The following is a 20908-nucleotide window of genomic DNA, read 5'->3' on the forward strand; positions in this document are numbered from 1 at the left end:
AGCCCTCTCTTGTCCATTTTATGAGGAGAAAAAATGATTATGTAGAAACATTTTTCGTGAATCGAATTTTTAACTGTGATGATGTGGACAAGTAATACATATAATGGAACGAGTATATCCTCAGGAGGTTAAGTATGATTAGTTTGCTGGAAAAAGCCGTTATTGGGATGGCGCTACTACGCATATTATCAGGCAGCATAGAAATTTTCGCCGCATTTTTGATGATTAAGTTTAATGATATAGAAAAGGCGTTAATCGTCAATAGTTCACTAGCATTAATCGGGCCAACCATACTTATCATTACAACCATGATTGGTTTAGTAGGGCTTGCCGATAAAATTGCATTTGGAAAATTTGTCTGGATATTCCTTGGTGTTGCTTATATTATTTATGGTGTTAAGAGTGGTTGACGGATTTTATATACTTTAACCCTTCTCTTTTAGCTAAATTTGATAATTCATTTGTTTCTGTAAATTGAGCAACCGCATCTGGGGATGTTTTTGAATACTCCCTTAATGACCATCCAATTGCTTTTTGGATAAAAAATTCATTAATATGAGAAGTGCGTTTTATAATCGAAAATAATAACTGTTCATCCGTCTGATTTTTATATTTAAGTTGAAACAACAGCATTGTTCGCTGCAGCCACATATTCCCTGACAGGAGCCATTTTTCTCCATGTTTTTTTATTAAATGGGGATGTTTTAAAAAAAGCGCTCCTACCAAATGACTGGAAATCAAATCAACCGTATCCCACCAAGCTTTCGTTACAATTACATACTCCAATAAATCAATATCTGTTTCTAATAGATATTTTTTCTTTTTAATAAGATAATCTATTGCTACATACTGGTATTCTCTTTCTGGCTTTATCCATAATTCTTTAATAAAAGGGAACAATGATTCGTTAGGACTTAAGCTAATACTTTTAAACCAGTCTGAAGTAATGGTCTTTCTGTCTGGAGAACGAATCCCCAGAAACGGAAATAGATCCTTCATATATTTTGCCATTAGTATCGCATTTTCACGATTTTGATGCTTTTCAAATATTTCAGTCAAAAGTTCAATTGACTTATCCAATAAATACACCTCCTATAAGATAAAACCGCATTCATGCAGAATATCTTTAATTGTACAAAATAGTACTTTAAATTACACCAATTATTCATTATGATTAGTTATATTAAAAAGAAGGCAAATTATCGCAATTCCTTCATGTTTATTCCGTTTAATCTACTTAGCGGCAATAATGAAAATATAAAATTGGAGTGAGTATTTTGAACAAAGCAATTCAATCTGTATATAACTTTAACGCTGGACCATCGGCACTTCCTGCTGCAGTTCTCGAAAAAGCTCAAAAAGAATTACTTAATTTCCGTGGGACTGGCATGTCCGTAATGGAACTAAGCCATCGAAGCACTACATATGAAGAAGTACATACTCAAGCAATTTCTCGATTGAAAAATCTATTTTCCATTCCTGAAAATTACGAAGTGCTTTTCTTACAAGGTGGAGCAAGTCTTCAATTTTCCATGATTCCAATGAACTTTTTACAAGAAAATCAAAAAGCCGCATATGTGAATACGGGAGTTTGGTCAGAAAAAGCATTTGCCGAGGCAAAATCATTTGGCGATCCTTACGAGGCAGCAAGTAGTAAAGAGAGTAATCATCGTTTCATCCCTAATAAGAGTAACCTTAAATATCATAAAGATGATGCTTATATTCATCTAACTTCTAACAATACCATTTATGGTACACAATGGAAGGACTTCCCCGATACAGGGAATGTTCCACTGATTGCGGATATGTCCAGCGATATAATGTCTAAACCTGTAGATGTAAGTAAATTTGCCATGATTTATGCGGGAGCACAAAAAAATCTTGGACCATCAGGCGTAACGGTTGTTATTATTCGCAAAGACATGATTGAAAAAGCGAATCAGAATGTCCCGACAATTTTAAAATATAGCACTCATTCGAAAAGCAACTCATTGTTTAATACACCTCCAACGTTTGGTATTTATATGCTTGGCGAAGTACTTGGATGGATAGAAGAAAAAGGTGGATTAGAAATATTAGCAAAACAAAATGAGGAAAAAGCAAAGCTTATTTACGACGCGATTGATGAGAGCAATGGGTTTTATGTTGGGCATGCTGAGTCAGAAAGCAGGTCACTTATGAATATTACATTCAAACTGGCTGATGAACATTTAGAAAAGAAATTTTTGACAGAAGCTAAACAAGCAGGGTTTGTAGGAGTGAATGGTTATCGTACTGTAGGAGGCTGCCGTGCCTCAGCATATAATGCCGTACCAGTTGAAGCTTGCATGGCTTTAAGAGAGTTTATGATTGAATTTCATAAAAATAATTAATAAAAAGGGAAGCTGCTTAATGGTTTGAACAAGCAGCTTCCCTTTTTATGCTTAAATAATATTAATCACTGCAAATGACATAATGATCCATGTCCGGTCAGTTAACCATTCGTTTTCTGTAAGTAATCGTAGTTAAAACCACAATTAGCATTACCCATACAAGAATGATCCCTAAGTTTGGCATAACATCTCCGAATCCTGCTCCTATTTCCACTTGCTTTGCCAACTCAATAAGCTGAATATTTGGCAAGTAGTTTGCTAGCTTTAAAATCGGATATTGACTAGCTAGTCCAGTGATAAATGAACCAATCGAAAATATGATAATGACTGGCAAAACTATAACAGATGCTTCCATTACAGATTTGGAAAAGAGACCAAGAAGCGTACCTAATCCTATATAAAAAAAAGATGATAAGATTATAGCAATAGTGACTAATCCAATATTTTGAGGACGATATTCAGCCAAAATAACTGTAAATATTATTACGCCTATAGTTAGGATAAATGACAACAAGCTTTTGCCAGTTAAAATCTCACTAGTACTTGCCGGCGATAGCATTAAGCCTCGCAATGTGTTTTTCTCTTTTTCCTCCGCAATCAAACAGCATTGTACAAAAGCTGCGACCATCGAAAACGCCATATTAATAAGCATATAAAAGGAATCAATGCTTTCTATACCCATTCGTCCATAGATTGCTGCAGTAATAGGTGGAATAATAATTACAATCGAAACAGCAAAATTTCGTGAAAAATCTTTATAATCCTTTTGTAAAATAGCATTTACTCGCTTAAATGAAAATGTCATGTTAATTTCCTCCCTGTCACTTGTACGAATATATCTCCTAATGTTGGCTCGTTTGAATGGATGGCCGCTATTTGATTTTCATTCATAAAATGAAAAAGTTGTTCTGCGCCTTCAGCACCTGCCGGAATAATAACTTTTTCAGCATTTGTCAATTCAACTGTAATAGTAGAATCTGAGTGTGCTTTCTTTAAATTGTCTGGTGTATCCAAAAGTTGGATTTTACCTTTATTTAAAAAAGCAACACGATCACATAGCGTATCCGCCTCATACATATCATGTGTTGTCAAAAAGATGGTTGTTCCTTTAGCATTTAGCAATCTCAAGCCTTCATAAATATGAAGTGTATTTGTAGGATCAAGTGCAGAAGTCGGTTCATCTAAAAATAATAGTTCTGGTTCATGTAGAAGTGCTCTTGCTAGTAAGACTCTTTGGGCCATTCCTTTAGATAAGGAAGATACCTTTTTCGATTTTTCTTCTTTTAAATTAACCATCTCTAAAACTTCATCCATTTTTTTATGTGGCACATCGTATAGGTCGCAATATAGTTTTAAATTATCATTGATTGAAAGTCTTCCATATAAGCTGCTATTATCAGTAATAACACCAAATCGTTTACGGTATTCTGATTTTTTCAACATAGAAACTGGTTCACTAAAAATAGTAGCTGTTCCATTTGTTGGACTAAGCTGTCCTGTCAATATTTTAATGGTAGTTGTTTTTCCAGATCCGCTAGGACCTAGAAATCCAAAAATTTCTCCTTTTTTAACTTGAAAATCAACACTTTCAATTGCCGTTTGATTGGCAAAGATTTTCGCCAATCCTTTCACTTCAATGATGTTTTCCATTTCCATCCTCCTGTGCAAGTTGCCATTCATTTCGAATTTGTACTTTCATGTTACAAGTGATGAAACATGTATGCATTCGTTTTTCAATGAAAAGAGTATAGGAAGAGATGAATGGAGTATTATGAAGGGCAAATGAAAACTAGTTCCATGTCTTTAAGTTCAAGTAAAACTGACAGGAGTATTTCATAGGGCAAATGGATTTTGATATTTCCGAGGAAATAATCCATTATTCTACAAAATTAGAAACCTAACATCTCTTTAAGCTCTGCCATTTTCGACTTAGATAAAGGAACGGTAGATTTACTACTATCATCCAGTACTAAGCTATAACTATTCCTTGTCCAAGTGATTACTTCACGCACTTTCTGTAAATTAACGATGTACGAACGATGGCAACGGAAAAAACCGAAGTGATTTAAGCGTTGTTCCAATTCTGTCAATGTGAACACGCATGGGAAAGTCTCTCCCTTTATATGTAAAAAAGATTGTCCTTCATTGCTTTCTATGTAATCAATCTCTGGTGGATTAAAAAGGACTATTTTTTCATTCACTTTAGTAGGGATTTTTTCAAAGCGAACTGGCTGGATATGGTCGATAGTAGATTCTTCATCGTGAACTGTCTCTGTATCATCTTCATTTTGTATTTGAATAGAATGGAGTCCATTTTCGTCTAATCTATATGCCTCACTCGCTAGTGTTATAGCACTTTCCATATTTCCAGTTAATACAAGTATGCACTTTTCTAGTTGACGTAAATGTTGAAGAACATTTAACAATATTCGTTTTGATTCAATATCAAGGTTTTGATCGGGCTCCTCCATAATATAAACAGCTGGGTTCTGAATGAGTAAACACGCAAGCTGCACCCGCTTCTTCTCTGAATAAGATAGCTTGTGAATTCGTACATTACGTCTACTTTCTAACTGAACAATATGGAGGATCTCTTCAATAAACATGCTAGTACCATAAAGGCGTTTTGTGAAGGTAAGTATTTCTTCGATAGAGAGACGCTCATATAATTCAATATTAAGAAAAAGAAGACCGATTTTTTGGCGACTTTCAGAAAGATAATGTTGTTCAAGTAGAATTTCACCTTTTGAAAGCTTTGTTTTTCCGAGTAGTAATTTTATAAGTTCTTCCCTGACATTTACGCTTGAATTGATGGCAATAACCTTGCCTGTATCAATAGTTAGATCAAACGAGGGGAAGATAAGTGTATCATTAATGAATCTTTCAGTGGATAAAAACTGCAGCGACATACACAAACCTCATTTCATTCTCATTAAAAATGCCTTGTTCTATTATAGCAAGAGTATATTGAATGAAGCATACTAATTGAATTATATATGGAAATAAATACCTATTTAAATTTAATAAAACGTACGCGATTGTTTTCGCGTACGCTTTATTAAATGAGAAATAATAGATTAATAAGTTGGATTTTCTTTTATATTAATCCATGAATCCGCCTTTTCCAATTCAGCAGCCAATTGTAACAGAAGGTCTTCACGACCACGTCTTGCCATCACTTGAACTCCGCACGGAAGTCCATCCTTCGTTATATGCATAGGAAGAGTCATTGCTGGTTGACCGGTTAGATTTGCAAGTTGTGTAAAAGGAGTTCGCTCAAGACTTTTATATGCTAGTTGATCAACAAAACCTGACTTTTTCAAAATTCCTCCCAATCCGAGACCACCAATCGTTCGAATGAGCATTTTTTCAAATTGGGTTTGATCGAGCTCACCAATCTTTGAAGGTGGATAAGCAGTAGTCGGAGTAATGTAGAGATCATAGTCATCGTGAAAGCTTTCCATTTGGATTGCCGCCTTATCCCAAAATGTTAAACTTGTTAAAAATTCTTCCGCAGAAACAGCTTTGCCTAGTAAACCAAGAATCCATGTTGCAGGTTCTACATCCTTAAAGCTTACTTTTCTACCAATGACATCCTCAAGGGCTCTCAAAGTTGCAGAAACCTCTGCAAAATATAACATCATATAGTTACTAGCAAGCTTTTTTCCATCTACAGGTGCTTCTTCTTCTAACACTATATGCCCCATATTTTCAAGAAGCTTTACAGTTTTTTCTACTGCCTCCTTACATTCATCATCAACAGAGGAGGCAATAGGTGACTTTGTTGTAAAGGCAATTTTTAATGATTTAGAAATAGGAGTCTCTGATACAGATAGATAAGACCCATTAAATGGCGGTGCAATGAAGGCAGATGCTCGGTCGTATCGATATTGATCGAGCATTGCGGCGCTATCTCTTACCGATCGACTTAAAATATGATCGACTGAGGCCCCTTGCCACACCCGCCCCCGATTAGGACCAATTGGCGTGCGGCCACGAGTTGGTTTTAATCCAAATAATCCACAAAAAGCAGCAGGAATCCGAATGGAGCCACCGCCATCATTTGCACCAGCAATCGGAACCATCCCTGATGCCACTGCAGCTGCTGCCCCTCCACTTGAGCCTCCCGGAGTATAATCAGTATTCCAAGGGTTTCTGGAAGGACCATAAAAGGCAGGTTCCGTTATTCCCATTAACGCAAATTCCGGAACGTTCGTTTGACCAATAATGACGACACCCGCCTCCTTTATTTGTCGTACGAACTCACTATCGTGATCTGCGATAAAATCGGCTAAAGCCTTTGAACCACTTGAAATGGGATGCCCTTTTAATTCCTGTGAAATATCCTTCGTCAATACTGGTACACCCGCAAAAATCCCCTTATTCTGAATGAGACCGTCTTCCTGAAGATCATATATTTTATGAATGACCGCATTAAGCTTCCCATTTTTCTGCTCAATTTCCTGTATTGCCATGTCGCGTACTTCTTCTTGCTTAACTTCTTTTTTTCGAATTAATTCGGCTAATCCTATGCCATCATATTGCTTGTAATCTTGCATCTTTTGTTCACCTCCATTAAGCAGCATGTGCATCCTAATTTTTGTGAGAATATTTATTTCCTAACTTTTATTTTATATTCTACCTATTTATATAGTTTCCTTCTATTATAGCGAAATATGAAATGTCATCGGTTCATAAACCTAAAAGCAAAAAAGTCTTGTTTCTACAATTTCTAGTTGTAAGAACAAGACTTTTAGTTGGCTAAGATACCCGCTCACGTAAATTTGTCCGAATAGGCCGCTTATATTCTTTCTTTTGCAACCTAACAAAAATATTATTAGCCAGCAGTGAAATGATAATGAAAACAGTGCCTACAATATCAAACATAGTTACATTATTCCCTTGAAAAATTGAAACTAAGAGTGTAGTTACGGGAACAAAGTTAATGAATAAAAGTGCATTTATTGGTGATAAAATACTAACTCCAATATTCCAACCGAGCAATGCAATGAAGCCAGGAAAGATGATCATGAACAATAAATGCGGAGTAGTCGCTATGATCACTTCTTCTGTTGGAAAAGATATGTATCCAAATAGTGTTGCTCCAAATACAATCACAACAGCTGTTATCGTTCCAAGTAAACAGCTTAACGTTGAATACCGCAAAACGGACCAACTAGTAAACTCACTTCCACCCATTGTATAAAGTACCCATCCAATAACTGCAATCAATATGAGTATGGATGGGATAAAGTCTTCTGTGGCACCTAAAAATGCTTTAATATCACCTTTTGTAACGACTAATATCGCACCGATCAATGATACGATGACACAAATTAATGTAAAAAAATGAGGACGTTTTTTAAAAATCATCCATAATATTACAATGGAAATCATCGGCATTAGTGACTCCATAATGGATGCAACCATTACTCCTGATTCACCCATTAAGTCTTCTCCCCAAAAGATAAATAGATTATAGACCGTAAATGCCATTGTACCAAAAAACCATAATTGCAGACCTTTCCCTTCAAACCGAAAAGCTTGTTTTCCTTCTTTCCAGAAAAGCATCGCTGCCAAAATGATCGTAACAGCACCGTATCGAATGATGGTAAAATAAAAAGGATCAATATGTTTGAATGCTGCATGTGCGACAGGGAACATTGCTCCCCATGAAACTGCAGCAATAAAGCACAAAACAGCTCCCCATAATACACTTTTTCTCAAGTCTTTCTTCCTCCCCAAATAATAACAGATTCCATTATCTGATCTTTTTGATATCTTGTAAAATGAATGTTATAGATGATTTACTATCATTTTTCGTGATATCATATGAATACGGAATAATCAGGAGGATTAATAGTGGAATTTAAAGACTTAGAGATTTTTCAATTGATTGCACAAAAAGGCACCATTACGGAAGCAGCAAAAGAGTTAAATTATGTGCAATCAAATATTACATCTAGAATTCGCAAGTTAGAATCAGAAATGAATACTCCGTTATTTAATCGACATAGACGAGGTATGAGCTTAACACCAGAAGGGAAAAAACTATTAACCTATAGTAAAAAAATATTATTATTAAAAGAAGAAATGAAAATGGCTGTTCAAACTATTAATGAACCATCTGGAAAATTAGAAATTGGTACAGTAGAAACGGTCAGCCATTTACCAATTATTTTGTCTAGCTATATTAAAAAATATAAAGATGTCGACTTATCCGTATTTACTGGAGTTACTAGAAACTTAGTAAAGGATGTATTGAATCATAAGTTGGATGGTGCTTTCATTACAGAATTAGATTCTGATCCCGACCTTGTGTCACATGAAGTATTCCAAGAGGAGCTCGTATTAATATCTGATACTCGCGTTTCCACTCTAGAAGAGCTAAAAGAACAATCTATTTTATGTTTTAGCAAAGGCTGCGGATACCGCGCACGTCTCGCAGAATGGTATAAAGATCAAAACCTTGCCCCTAAAAAGATTATGGAATTCGGAACGTTAGAAACGATTTTGCGCAGCGCTGTTATGGGACTTGGCATTGCATTCGTCCCAAAGTCAGAAGTTGAGCAATTGGAAAGAGATGGACTTATTCAATTTCACAAGCTCCCAGAGCAATATAGTAAGATAAAAACTGTTTTTATAAGAAGAGCCGATGCCTACTTGACACCTACAATCGAAAAATTTATTGAAACAATCGAATCCAATAGACAAGGAATTATTTTTGACGATTAAGGGCAAGTTGACAGTTAATATGATAACGTCGGACTGTTTCCTACAGAATTTAAGCCATTATTAATATAATTAAAAAGAACGAGACAAGATATTAGACTTGTCTCGTTACTTTAATTAGTAATCATATTTTTAAGTGTTTTATATAAGTTGCTGCTTGTTGATTCACTTATATATATTTCGCAGTTACAGAGCGTTCACAATTAATAAGGTCTGCTGGCAGTCCTTCATATAAAATTTCTCCACCTCCAGAACCACCATCAGGACCTAAATCAATGATCCAATCACTGTTTCGAATAACATCCAGATTATGCTCGATAACAATCACTGTATTACCCTTTTCAACTAATGTTTCAATAATTAGTAGAATATTAGTGACATCTGAAAGATGCAATCCTGTTGTCGGTTCATCTAAAATATATATATTGCCCTTCTTATTTAGTTCTTTTGCCAGTTTCAGTCTTTGACTTTCCCCACCAGATAAAGTATTTAGTGGTTGACCCAAAGCCAAATACCCAAGTCCAACGGTTGCCATGCTTTTCAGCTGTCGCTTAATATCTGCTGTTTCAAAAAATTCCGCAGCATCCGCCACTGACATCTCCATAATCTCTACAATATTTTTCCCTTTATACACGTATTGGAGCACTTCTTGTTTATAACGATTGCCGTTGCATTCACTGCATTCCATTTCCGTTTTATCCATAAAAGACAAATTAAGCTCCACCGTTCCCGTTCCACCACATGTTTCGCAGGCCCCTTTTGAGTTATAGCTAAATAACCCACTCTCCACATTATTCGCATCAGAAAAAGCTTTTCGAATCGAATTCATTATTCCAGTATAGGTTGCCGGATTAGAACGAATATTACCATGTACTTGACTTTGATCAATTCGAATAGCTTCTGGAAAATTTTTCGCAAACACTTCGTTAACAAGTGTACTTTTACCAGAACCTGCTACACCGGTAACAACGGTAAAAACACCGACTGGTACGCGTATACTGACATTTTTCAAATTGTGGAGACTACTTTTTTTACTTTCTAAAAACTCAATAGCTCGTCTTGGATTTGTATTCAGCTCCAGTCTCTTGTTTAAAAATTGAGCAGTTAGTGTACCAGAAGACAATAACCTCTGATAACTTCCACTAAACATTATATGCCCTCCGGCAGCACCCGCTTTTGGGCCAACATCGATGATATGATCGGCTATATGTATGACATCTGGATCATGTTCTACTACTAAAACCGTATTTCCCTTATCACGTAATTTAGCAAGTAATTCATTTAAGCGGTAAACATCACGTGGGTGAAGTCCAGTGCTTGGTTCATCAAATATGTACATTAATCCAATTAAGTTGCTGGACAAATACTTCACCATTTTAACCCTTTGAGACTCACCGCCAGATAAAGTCGGAGTTTCTCTTGTCAATGTCAAATAACTCAAACCAATAGCGCAAAGATTTTCCACTCGATTTAGAATCCCGTCTACAATTGGTTTTACATTTGGATCATCGAATTGTTGAAGAACATCACTTAACTCATCTAGCTGCATGGCAGTTAGGTCATAAATCGAATGGCCCTTAAATTTAGATGACAAGACTTTTTCATTGTAACGTGTTCCTTGGCAGCTAAGGCATGTACCTGTTGTTGTAAATTCTTTTAGCTTTTTCTCGGCTGCTTTTGAGGTGTCTTTATCTCTATTGATATTTTGTCGCGTAAATTTTACAGCTAAGCCTTCATAAGTTGTATTAAATTCTTCATTCATATAACTGACAACAGTTTTTTCCTCCTCAGCATACACAAGCTTTTCGAATTCTTCTATTGTATAATCCCTGATCTTTTTATCATTGTCGAAGAAACCAGAATTAGCATATGCTTTCCATTGCCATGTCCCGGGTCCAAACCCAGGAAGTAATATGGCCCCTTCATTTAAGGATTTTTCCTTATCTAGTGCTGCATCGAGGTTTAACGTTATCGTTCTACCAATTCCTTCACAATTTGGGCACATCCCAATTGGATCATTGAAGGAATAAGCATTGCTATAACCAATTTGTGGTTCGGCAAACCGTGAAAAAAGTAGTCTTAATAAAGGATTAATATCGGTTGCAGTCCCAAGCGTAGATCTTGCGTTTCCACCAAGCCGCTTTTGGTCAACTATGATTGCAGTAGAAAGATTATTAATCTCATCAGCTTCAGGTCGTCTATATTTTGGCAAAAACTGACGCGCAAAACTACTAAACGTTTCATTTAGCTGGCGTCCTGCCTCTTGAGCAATCGTATCAAAAACTATGGATGACTTCCCTGACCCGGATACCCCAGTAAAAATAGTAATTTTCCCCTTAGGAATCTGCACATAAATATCTTTCAAATTATTTTCTCTTCCATTAATAACTTCAATAAACTCCTGATTCATTTTTTATCTTCTCCTTCAATATCCCTTTCTCACTGCAGTTATATGAAAATCACTATTAGTTCGAATAAATCCATTTTAAGCCTCAACTACTTTTTTCATCCATAATTCTTTCTATATCTTTTCCAAACAAGTCTAATGGATATCCATACTCAAAAAAAGTGAAAGATTGAATTATATGAAAGGACTCAGTACCTTCAATTTTTTCTTAATAGTGTCAAACACACAACTAGCTTTTAATCATCAACTAAACATCAAATTCATGATTCTATTAATATGAATCTCAGTTGTATTTAATTGTGGTATATTTAAGTCTTCTTCTTTAATAATCATTGGCAATTCCGTGCAGCCTAATATAATTCCTTGTATTTGCTCTCGTTGTATCATTTTCTTAATAATATGTAAGTACTGTTGTTTCGTTGCTTGATTGACAATTCCATTCTCCAGCTCTTCAACTATTTTCTGATGAATATACTGTTGTTCTGATGTTGTTGGCACTACTATTTCTATTCCCTGAGAGGTAAATGGCGTCTTGAAAAAATCATGTTCCATAGTAAACTTAGTCCCGATTAGCCCAATTTTAGCCAATCCCAATTCTCGAGCTTTCTCATACGTTTCTTCAACAATACTGTACAGAGGAATTTGCACACGATTTTGAACTTGCTCAAACACAATATGCGGTGTGTTGGCAGAGATAATCGCAAAATCTGACCCAACTTGTTCCAGCTTCTGAACTGCTTCCACCAAATAATCCGCTAACCCTTCCAGATTGCTTTGATCGATTAACTCGAAAACGCGGTACATATTAATGCTGTTAATAAAAAGTTCAGGCAGTACTTCTTTACTACCAACTCTTTCCTGATATTTAGTAATAATCGTTTGGTAGTAATCTATTGTTGACTCCGGTCCTAGTCCACCTATCATTCCAAGTTTTTTCATTTCATTCCCTCCCTGATATTCATTATTAATTCCTTATTTACTATACCATAGACTTAGGAAAGAAACATTAAGTGTTCTGAAAAATCAAAATACATTAATGGCACTCATCTGGAACGAATCATCATGATATATGTAGTTTGGATAGCATTTAAAACATGTCTTGGAATATCTGATATTATGCTTAACTACGGGATTGTTTAGTCAAACTCAATGGTCAATAATTGATTCAAATTGATATTGAAAAAACGTATGTGAAAGGACACCGTATTCCGGTTGATGATGAGTTAGCAAATATTCTTGCTGTTGCTCGTGACTATTTGATAATACGAACAGGGCAGGATAATTCGATCGTTTCTCGAATATTTTATGAGTTGGATCATTTTATTAAATATGTGATTATAACGTTATCTGAAAGATACGCAAATCTTATATGTAAGGGTGATTAGTTTGAAGCAAGGAATGATTGTATTATTGAATGGAACTTCAAGTTCAGGAAAGACCAGTATTTCTATTGAACTGGTAAATCAGAAAGAAATTCTTTTTCATCATTTATCAATAGATGATTTTTTTTATAATTTCAATGAATTTATTGATAAAAAATTTCCGGATATTGAACCTACAAGAGAAGTTGATGACCACGTTGTCGCACAAATAATTTTTGATCCCATAGTATCAATGTTCTATTCGACAGTTAAATTGTTTTCAGAAATGGGTTTGAATGTAATAGTAGATACCGTAATCGAGAATGACAAGTGGTTTAATGAATGTCTTGATGTATTTTCTGATCAGCCCACATTATTTATAGGTGTAATATGCTCGAAAGAAGAACTCATAAGAAGAGAGCAAATAAGAGGCGATAGAAAGATTGGACTAGCAGCTTCACAGTTCAGCAAAGTATATTGCTTTAATGAATATGATCTTGAAGTAAATACTGAAGATTTGAATCCAATAGAATGTGCCGAAAAAATATTAAGTTTTATAAAGTCCGATAAGGATTACTCGGTATTTAAGGAATTAAGTAAAAGAAATGTTAGTGTTTCCTAGATGGCATATCCATTAGATAACACCATAATCAAATCGCCCCCCCCGGTCTTCCTGAGGGATTTCAGAATTTCGCTAACGGGACACGATAGTTAAACAAAAAGAGCTCCACATATTAGTCATGTACAATATGTAGAACTCTTTATTTTATCTGCTTTTTTTTAAGTTTGCTCTGGATAAAAACCTACGAATGTTTTATCGAATCTTAATTTCTATATATCCACTGACACCTTACTAACCGCCAACTCTTTTAATAAGTTATTAACCGCACTGCAAAGCGCCTTAACAGACGAGGTCATTATATCCGCATCAATTCCACTACCCCAATACACTGTACCATCAGAAGCAGCAATCCCTACGTATGATACAGCATTCGATCTTGATCCAATTTCTTGAGCATGCTCCTTATAAACTAAATCAGTATATTGAATTCCAAGTCTCTTTTGTAGGGCATTGCTTATTGCATCTAGTCTACCGTTTCCTTCGCCCGTCAATACTTCCATTTCGTCATTAATCTTTACGGTAACGAGTGTTTCAAAATCATCTGATTGAGTATAACGATAGCGAACAAACTCGACAGGTGCAGAAATATTTACATATTCTTTCGTAAAGATACTATATATTTCATTTGGCAGAAGCTCTTTTTGCATTTGGTCTGATTCATTTTTCACAACATATCCAAAGCTTTCACGCATTTTTGGAGGCAAATCAAATCCATACTGCTGCTCAAGGACATAACCAATTCCGCCTTTTCCGGACTGGCTGTTAATGCGGATAACGTCTCCTTCATACTCTCTTCCAATATCCATAGGATCGATGAGCAAATATGGAACTGTCCATGTATCGCATTCGTTTTCTTCTCGCCATTTTATTCCTTTGGCGATTGCATCTTGGTGTGAACCAGAAAAAGCTGCAAATACAAGTTTACCTGCATATGGCTGTCTTTCATTCACCTTCATTTTCGTCATGCGCTCATATACTTCTTTGATCTCAAGAATGTTTTCAAAGTTAAGTTTAGGATCCACTCCATGGGAATATAAGTTCAAAGCAAGTGTTACGATGTCCACATTCCCAGTTCGTTCGCCATTTCCAAACAGAGTTCCTTCAATTCTCTCCCCGCCAGCAAGAAGTCCCAGCTCTGCGTCGGCAACCCCGCTTCCCCTGTCATTATGAGGATGAAGTGACAATATTACATTGTCTCTGTAGTTTAAGTTATTGCTCATGTATTCAATTTGACTCGCATAAACGTGAGGCATTGACATCTCAACAGTCGCAGGTAAATTAATAATTACTTGATTATCAGAAGTTGGCTGCCATACATCAAGTACTTGGTTGCACACCTCAAGCGCAAAATCTATTTCCGTTCCAGTAAAGCTCTCAGGAGAGTATTGAAACTTAAAGTTTCCTTCTGTTTCAGCCGCATATTTTTGCAATAACTTTGCACCTGATACCGCAATTTCAGCAATTTCTTCTTTTGACTTTCTAAAAACTTGCTCACGCTGGGCCACCGAAGTGGAATTATACAGGTGAACAACCGCACTTTTCGCACCTTGCAGCGATTCAAATGTCTTTTTAATAATATGATCTCTTGATTGGGTCAATACTTGAATCGTGACATCATCAGGAATCAAGTTATCTTCAATTAAAGTACGCAAAAAAGTATATTCAGTTTCTGACGCTGCTGGAAAACCGACTTCAATTTCTTTAAAACCAATTTGGACAAGCAATTGAAAATACTCAAGTTTTTCCTCAAGATTCATCGGAACAACAAGCGCCTGATTTCCATCTCGTAGATCGACGCTGCACCATGTAGGTGCTTCCGTAATGTATTCCTTTTTCGCCCAATTCATACTTGCCTCTGGAGGCATAAAGTAACCTCTCGCATACTTATCCACATTTTTCATTTTGACAACCGCCCTTTCGCTATATCTGAATATATGCATTTTCACCATAAAAAAAGCCCTTCACCTCTATTTATATAGAGACGAAAGACTTTGTTATCTTTTCGCGGTACCACTCTAATTCATATCATCGATGATATGCACTCAGGTAGATACGGGTTTTTTAAAAAACCTTATATCCCCCTACTTTAACGGTTAGGCTCCGTCCCCACCTACTTATTCCATTTCAGTGGGCTGCTTCAAGGCGAGTTCGGATTAATCAACGGCTGTTTCGCACCAACCAACAGCTCTCTTGTCGTTTCAAAAGTCCTACTATTCCTCTTCGTCGCATTTAAATATTTTTAAAATTATATCAAATGAAAGTGAAGAGTGCAAGCTTCTTTTATGAAATTTGAAAAATTTATTACCTTAATAGGAAATATTTGTATTGTATAATTATTTATATACTGAATTACTTTGAGAGGATCATTTTACAAAGATGATAAAGAAATTATTTTATAATAAAACATTTCTTATAGTATGTAGTTTTATTTTCCTAATCACTACTTTTAGAGTTATCTGGTATACCGCTCATATAAATCCTGGACCCCTAAAGATCACAAATGGTGTTTTGGATTTACGGAATTGGGATATTGCTAACAATAAGCCAATTGCCTTAGACGGAGAGTGGGAGTTCTATCCTGATTTATTTCTCTCACCAAATGACATTGTTCAATCTTCAAAAAGAGAAACTAGCAACTTAATCACCGTACCAGGGACTAGCCATAAAAACTTAGGCCCAACAAATGGCCGAGGTACGTATCGACTAAAAATATTAGTAAATGAGGATGTCGATCAGTTATATGGAATTCGTTTTCCAGTAATCAAAACTGCATCAAAAATATTCGTAAATGGAAAACTAGTTAGTCAAAATGGCCGCCCTACGGAAGACCTTACATTAAAGCAGGCCCAATTCATTCCTTTTTCCAAAACATTTTCGATCAATAACGGAAACAATATTGAAATCTTGATTTCATCCCAAAACCAAGTATCAGATTTCAAAGGGGGAATCCATAAATCCATTTTATTCGGTAGCAACTTTGCAATTAAGAAATTATACAATATGTCTATAGCTTTACAATATATGGTTTGTATTATCATGATTTTACATGGATTATACGCATGTATTTTTTATTTACTTAGAAGAAAAAATAAAGAAATTCTTTATTTTGCCATTGCTGTTTTTCTTATGGCATTTGCAACTTCGATGGATGACGATAAATTACTCCTCCAATGGATTCCAATTAGTTATGAATGGTCAATTAGACTTCTGTTATTGTTTTATTCGTTTTTAAGTTTATTATTACTTCTAATTACAAAGTCTCTTATATCGGAGAAGAAAAGTAAGATAATGACTGCTTTAATTATATTTAATTACTTCCGGATTTCCTATTGCTTATTAATCCCGTTTGTTTATGTAAAACTTACCCAGCCCATTTACCTATTAACTGGTGTTTTAAACTATGCTGTAATCGTCTATTACTTTATAAAGTTTCTAAAAAAAGATAAGAAGGATAGTGTTTTTCTCCTGTTGGCGGCAATATCTGTTGCCTCAAGTGCAATATGGGGATCAATAAAAAGCGAAAGTACTCAAATATTTACGTTTTATCCAATAGATTTAGTCTTCACCTTTCTTGCTCTGTCTATTTTTTGGTTCAAGGGATTTTTTCGAATAAGTGATGAGAATGAAAAAATAGTTATTCATCTACAAGAAGAAGATAAGAAAAAAGATGAATTTTTAACGAAAACTTCACATGAATTACGTACTCCACTGCATGTAATCGTCAACATGGCTCAGGCTATTTCAGATAGTGAAGGAAATAAGCTATCTAGTAAAAATAAATATAATTTAGAATTGCTCACCACCACTGGACAACGACTATCGTTATTATTAAATGACTTAATCGATGTTTCACGTTTAAAGGAACGGGTTATAAGGCTAAATAAGAAAGATGTTGACTTGCATATCGCCACTTCAATTGTAATAGATATGATGAAATATATGATTGGAAATAGAGACATACGAATAGTAAACAAGATTCCCACATCATTTCCTACAGTGAAAGCAGATGAAAACCGACTAAGTCAAATATTAGTCAATCTTTTGCACAATGCATTGAAAAATACGAATGAAGGAAATATAATCGTTCGAGCCGATATTAAAAACGACATGGTTTTAATTCATATTGAAGATACTGGTATAGGTATGGACGAAGCTACTAAAGAGGCTATATTCGAACCATATATTCAAGGAGAGTCTGGCGTCGAAGGTGGTATTGGACTAGGATTATCCATTTCCAAACAGCTTGTTGAATTACATGGCGGGTTCATTCATGTCGAATCTATTCGTAATAAAGGATCCATTTTTACTTTTTCCTTACCTATAGTGATAAATGATGTGACGATAAACGATCAGGAACAGACAAACTTTGCTGTATTTATGGATGAGGTGGCAGTTGCTGATGAATATAGCGTAAACAATCATAACGACAAAGAAATATACCACAACAATAAAATTTTGGTTGTAGACGACGATCCGATTAATTTGCATATTCTATCGTCCATACTCTCGGAGCATTATCATGTGACAGCTGTTACTAGTGGGAGTCAAGCTTTGTCACTTCTCCATAAAGATGAATGGAGCTTGATTATCACGGACATCATGATGCCTAATATGTCAGGTTATGAACTTACGCGCTCTATTCGAACACAATTCTCTATCTCCGAATTGCCAATTTTATTTTTAACGGCAAAAAGCCAACCAAGGGATATATATGCAGGATTTGAATCTGGGGCCAATGACTATGTAACGAAACCAATTATAAAGCAGGAACTAGTCGCAAGAGTTAAGGCACTCCTTAATTTAACCGATTCTATTTCAGAAAGGCTCTACATGGAGGCGGCATGGCTGCAAGCACAAATTCAACCTCATTTTTTATACAATACAATTAATTCTATTACTTCCTTAAGCGAATTAGATACGAAAAGAATGTCCGCACTTCTTGAAGAATTTGGACATTACTTGCGAAAAAGCTTCGATCCGATAAATCTAGAGCGCCTTATTCCGATAGAACAAGAGCTTGAATTAGTAAAATCCTATTTATATATAGAAAAAGAACGTTTTAAAGAAAGAATAAACGTTATCTGGGATGTAGATAATGCCATAAATATTCAAATTCCACCGCTTTCAATACAAACTCTTGTGGAGAATTCGGTTAGACATGGACTGTTATCACGTATGGAAGGCGGTACCATTTTCATTGGAATAAAAACTCATGGTGAAGTAGCCATAATCAATATAAAGGACAACGGTATTGGCATGAGTGAAGAAAAGCTGGAGCAGATACTTTTTAGTGATCGTAGTGGAACAGGTGTAGGTTTGCGCAATACAAATAAGCGTTTAGTACAAATATTCGGCAAAGGGCTTGAAATTATTAGTACCCCTAATTATGGAACCAACATTACAATCAAAGTTCCGATTATTCACTAACAAAATGAAACAAAGGATGTTGTTTTTATGAATCGCATCCTTTGTTTTTATTTATGGTTTTTTAATTTCCATCGATCATACCAAGTTTTAATTATATCCGTAGGCTTTAATCCAAATTCGTCCAGTAACATTTTAGTATATTCCGCATATTGCTGCTCGACTGAAGGCCGATCCCCTAAATCATCATATAGCTTCATAAGCATAAAATAGCTATCATCAAAATAAGGATGAATCGTTTGGACACGATGATAAAGAACAATAGCCTCTGAATAATTACCTCTAAAGACTAAGTAATCAGTTACTTTTTTTACAAGTTGCAGCCAAAGGCCTCTAAATCGTTCCCGCTCCCCTTCAGCCCATAAGTAATCATCTGATGCTAAGTAGTCCCCAATATAAAAGTTTAATAGCTTTTGATATTCCGGAAGCGTTTCATTTGTTACAATAGGTAACTCATTCATTCTTTTTTCCCATACATCTATATCTAATAAAACATCATTAAAAACAAGTTTATAACTATTTTCTGAACTAGTAATACTTATTTTGACATTGATAGATTGTAATGTTTTACGAATTTGATAAATGGTCGCATATAGTTGGGGAAAGCCTTTCTTCCAATCCGTTTCAGGCCAAAACATATCTAAGATTACATCTTTACGGACAGGCTGATTACGATGTTGAATCAGAAATGCAAATAGTTCACGGGCTTTAAATGTTCGCCAATGAACGTTAACAGTTTGTGACTCGTCGCCATATATACAAAAGCTTAACGTTTGGAAACAACGAACCATCATTGGTTTAGTCGCTTCGACTGTGTTTGCATCAACTACTCCGGGAAAACGTCGAATTGTTTGTAGCAATCGATCGCGCTTCACAGGTTTTACAATATAATCCACTGCGTTTAGATCAAATGCTCTTACAGCATACGTATCATATGCAGTAATGAAGACAATTTTTATTTCCGGAATTTCATTTTGGATTTGTTCCGCTAATTCCATTCCATTTAGCTCTGGCATTTCAATATCAAGAAAAACAATTTCCGGTCGTTTATGCTTTATTCTCTCTAATGCTCTTCTTGGATCTCCATACATTCCGATAATAGTAAGATTTTCAATTTCACCTAGTAGTTTCTCTAAGTAAGCAAGGGCCAATGGTTCATCATCAATAAGGATCACTTTCACCAAAACTTCCCACCTTTACTACTCGTGCTATATCTATATACCTTTATTATAGATCATGCGACTAAGTATATAAACATCATCTTCCACCAGGATGTGGTAAATGTTACAAAAGTAGACACAATAAAAACAATGTTTAATACTCTACAAAGACAAAGAAACATCCAAACTAAATACTCCTTCTGACAAGATGTTTATTAAGGCTAGTCATTTTTATCAATTAGCTCTCCCACGACAGCAATACGATCAAATCCTGATTTAGTACAAGTAATCATCGTAATCTCTTTTTTTCCTTGATGATTATCTAGGATTTCTACATAAGATGGATCAATAACTTCTCTGTTTGTAACTTGGTACACAAATGTCTGCTTTTCTGTATGTAAAAATACTTTATCCCCAATAGATACTTGTGGTAATCGACTGAAATGGCGCTCACCCCGATAACCTCTATGTCCTGCAACGGTAAAGTTCCCAATTCCTGGACTCTGGTTTTTTTTTAATTGTGTTAATGCTACTCGTAAGTTTTCTTCTGTTGTTTCTACTAAGATTTTCTGTTTTAGATTAATTGACGGAATTTCTAATTCCATCACATCCTTAAGTTGATCTTCAGTAAAAGAAAGATTATCAATACTTGAAAGATCAACAGATTCACCATTACCTTCTGAAATAAGAGAGAGGGCTTCCTCCAAAGCCCTCAACTCTTTCCCTTGTTGCCATTCGTAATAAAGCGGAATGGAGATGAAGGTTAGTCCTGCTGCCAAAAATACAAGGCCTACTATTAATTTTGCATTTTTCATTAGGACATCCCCTTT

The 20908-nt window shown here is 35.4% G+C and carries 17 protein-coding genes and 1 other annotated feature; of the genes, 6 read left to right on the forward strand and 11 right to left on the reverse strand.

The window, feature by feature from the left end; all coding sequences use genetic code 11:
* Nucleotides 1-134 precede the first annotated feature (134 nt).
* Nucleotides 135-410 carry a YqhV family protein gene (locus tag KHA96_RS20485; RefSeq protein WP_213131205.1) on the forward strand — a complete coding sequence of 92 codons (276 nt, stop codon included), beginning with the start codon at nucleotides 135-137 and terminating at the stop codon, nucleotides 408-410.
* Here the strand turns inward: KHA96_RS20485 and KHA96_RS20490 are convergent.
* The gene (locus KHA96_RS20490) at nucleotides 397-1080 is read right to left on the reverse strand and encodes a DNA alkylation repair protein (RefSeq protein ID WP_213131206.1); all 684 of its coding nucleotides are present in this window, start codon (nucleotides 1078-1080) and stop codon (nucleotides 397-399) included. The two genes, KHA96_RS20485 and KHA96_RS20490, sit on opposite strands and share 14 nt — an antisense overlap.
* A 197-nt stretch (nucleotides 1081-1277) precedes the next feature.
* Here KHA96_RS20490 and serC point away from each other — a divergent pair, with 197 nt between their 5' ends.
* The gene (gene serC / locus KHA96_RS20495) at nucleotides 1278-2372 is read left to right on the forward strand and encodes a 3-phosphoserine/phosphohydroxythreonine transaminase (protein ID WP_213131207.1); all 1095 of its coding nucleotides are present in this window, start codon (nucleotides 1278-1280) and stop codon (nucleotides 2370-2372) included.
* A 97-nt stretch (nucleotides 2373-2469) separates the two neighbouring features.
* Here serC and KHA96_RS20500 read toward each other — a convergent pair whose 3' ends face one another.
* The 5 genes from KHA96_RS20500 to KHA96_RS20520 form a co-directional block, all read right to left on the reverse strand.
* The gene (locus tag KHA96_RS20500) at nucleotides 2470-3177 is read right to left on the reverse strand and encodes an ABC transporter permease (RefSeq protein WP_213131208.1); all 708 of its coding nucleotides are present in this window, start codon (nucleotides 3175-3177) and stop codon (nucleotides 2470-2472) included.
* Nucleotides 3174-4022 carry an ABC transporter ATP-binding protein gene (locus KHA96_RS20505; RefSeq protein ID WP_213131209.1) on the reverse strand — a complete coding sequence of 283 codons (849 nt, stop codon included), beginning with the start codon at nucleotides 4020-4022 and terminating at the stop codon, nucleotides 3174-3176. The genes KHA96_RS20500 and KHA96_RS20505 overlap by 4 nt, the downstream gene beginning before the upstream one ends.
* A gap of 239 nt (nucleotides 4023-4261) precedes the next feature.
* Nucleotides 4262-5281 (reverse strand): response regulator transcription factor, encoded by a 1020-nt coding sequence (locus KHA96_RS20510; RefSeq protein ID WP_213131210.1) that lies wholly within the window; start codon nucleotides 5279-5281, stop codon nucleotides 4262-4264.
* A gap of 168 nt (nucleotides 5282-5449) precedes the next feature.
* Nucleotides 5450-6931 carry an amidase gene (locus KHA96_RS20515; protein WP_213131211.1) on the reverse strand — a complete coding sequence of 494 codons (1482 nt, stop codon included), beginning with the start codon at nucleotides 6929-6931 and terminating at the stop codon, nucleotides 5450-5452.
* A 202-nt stretch (nucleotides 6932-7133) separates the two neighbouring features.
* Nucleotides 7134-8099, reverse strand: coding sequence for a DMT family transporter (locus KHA96_RS20520; RefSeq protein WP_213131212.1), 966 nt, complete (start codon nucleotides 8097-8099; stop codon nucleotides 7134-7136).
* 135 nt (nucleotides 8100-8234) lie between these two features.
* Here KHA96_RS20520 and KHA96_RS20525 point away from each other — a divergent pair, with 135 nt between their 5' ends.
* Complete coding sequence (locus KHA96_RS20525) at nucleotides 8235-9107, forward strand: LysR family transcriptional regulator (RefSeq protein ID WP_213131213.1); 873 nt, start codon at nucleotides 8235-8237, stop codon at nucleotides 9105-9107.
* Between the two features lie 166 nt (nucleotides 9108-9273).
* On the opposite strand, the gene KHA96_RS20530 is transcribed toward KHA96_RS20525, so the two are convergent.
* Nucleotides 9274-11514, reverse strand: a complete 2241-nt coding sequence (locus KHA96_RS20530; protein ID WP_213131214.1) for an ATP-binding cassette domain-containing protein — start codon at nucleotides 11512-11514, stop codon at nucleotides 9274-9276.
* Nucleotides 11515-11754: 240 nt separating this feature from the next.
* The gene (locus KHA96_RS20535) at nucleotides 11755-12450 is read right to left on the reverse strand and encodes an aspartate/glutamate racemase family protein (RefSeq protein WP_213131215.1); all 696 of its coding nucleotides are present in this window, start codon (nucleotides 12448-12450) and stop codon (nucleotides 11755-11757) included.
* 221 nt (nucleotides 12451-12671) lie between these two features.
* Between KHA96_RS20535 and KHA96_RS23425 the strand changes: the two genes are divergently transcribed.
* Both KHA96_RS23425 and KHA96_RS20545 read left to right on the forward strand, forming a co-directional pair.
* Nucleotides 12672-12896 (forward strand): hypothetical protein, encoded by a 225-nt coding sequence (locus tag KHA96_RS23425; RefSeq protein ID WP_213131216.1) that lies wholly within the window; start codon nucleotides 12672-12674, stop codon nucleotides 12894-12896.
* Between the two features lies 1 nt (nucleotide 12897).
* On the forward strand, nucleotides 12898-13494 hold the full coding sequence (locus KHA96_RS20545) for a chloramphenicol phosphotransferase CPT family protein (protein ID WP_213131217.1): 597 nt from the start codon (nucleotides 12898-12900) through the stop codon (nucleotides 13492-13494).
* A 209-nt stretch (nucleotides 13495-13703) separates the two neighbouring features.
* Here KHA96_RS20545 and KHA96_RS20550 read toward each other — a convergent pair whose 3' ends face one another.
* Nucleotides 13704-15395 (reverse strand): 2-isopropylmalate synthase, encoded by a 1692-nt coding sequence (locus KHA96_RS20550; protein WP_213131218.1) that lies wholly within the window; start codon nucleotides 15393-15395, stop codon nucleotides 13704-13706.
* Nucleotides 15396-15468: 73 nt separating this feature from the next.
* Nucleotides 15469-15727: a binding site (T-box leader), on the reverse strand.
* A 275-nt stretch (nucleotides 15728-16002) separates the two neighbouring features.
* Here KHA96_RS20550 and KHA96_RS20555 point away from each other — a divergent pair.
* On the forward strand, nucleotides 16003-18921 hold the full coding sequence (locus KHA96_RS20555; RefSeq protein WP_213131219.1) for a hybrid sensor histidine kinase/response regulator: 2919 nt from the start codon (nucleotides 16003-16005) through the stop codon (nucleotides 18919-18921).
* Between the two features lie 47 nt (nucleotides 18922-18968).
* Here the strand turns inward: KHA96_RS20555 and KHA96_RS20560 are convergent, their stop codons facing one another.
* Together KHA96_RS20560 and KHA96_RS20565 are read right to left on the reverse strand one after the other, a co-directional pair.
* On the reverse strand, nucleotides 18969-20099 hold the full coding sequence (locus tag KHA96_RS20560; RefSeq protein WP_349305821.1) for a response regulator: 1131 nt from the start codon (nucleotides 20097-20099) through the stop codon (nucleotides 18969-18971).
* Nucleotides 20100-20299: 200 nt separating this feature from the next.
* A complete protein-coding gene (locus KHA96_RS20565) occupies nucleotides 20300-20893 on the reverse strand; it encodes a class D sortase (RefSeq protein WP_213131221.1) in 594 nt (197 codons plus the stop codon).
* Between the last annotated feature and the right edge of the window lie 15 nt (nucleotides 20894-20908).

The sequence above is a fragment of the Bacillus sp. FJAT-49711 genome (assembly GCF_018343715.1).
Taxonomy (GTDB): domain Bacteria; phylum Bacillota; class Bacilli; order Bacillales; family Bacillaceae_C; genus Lederbergia.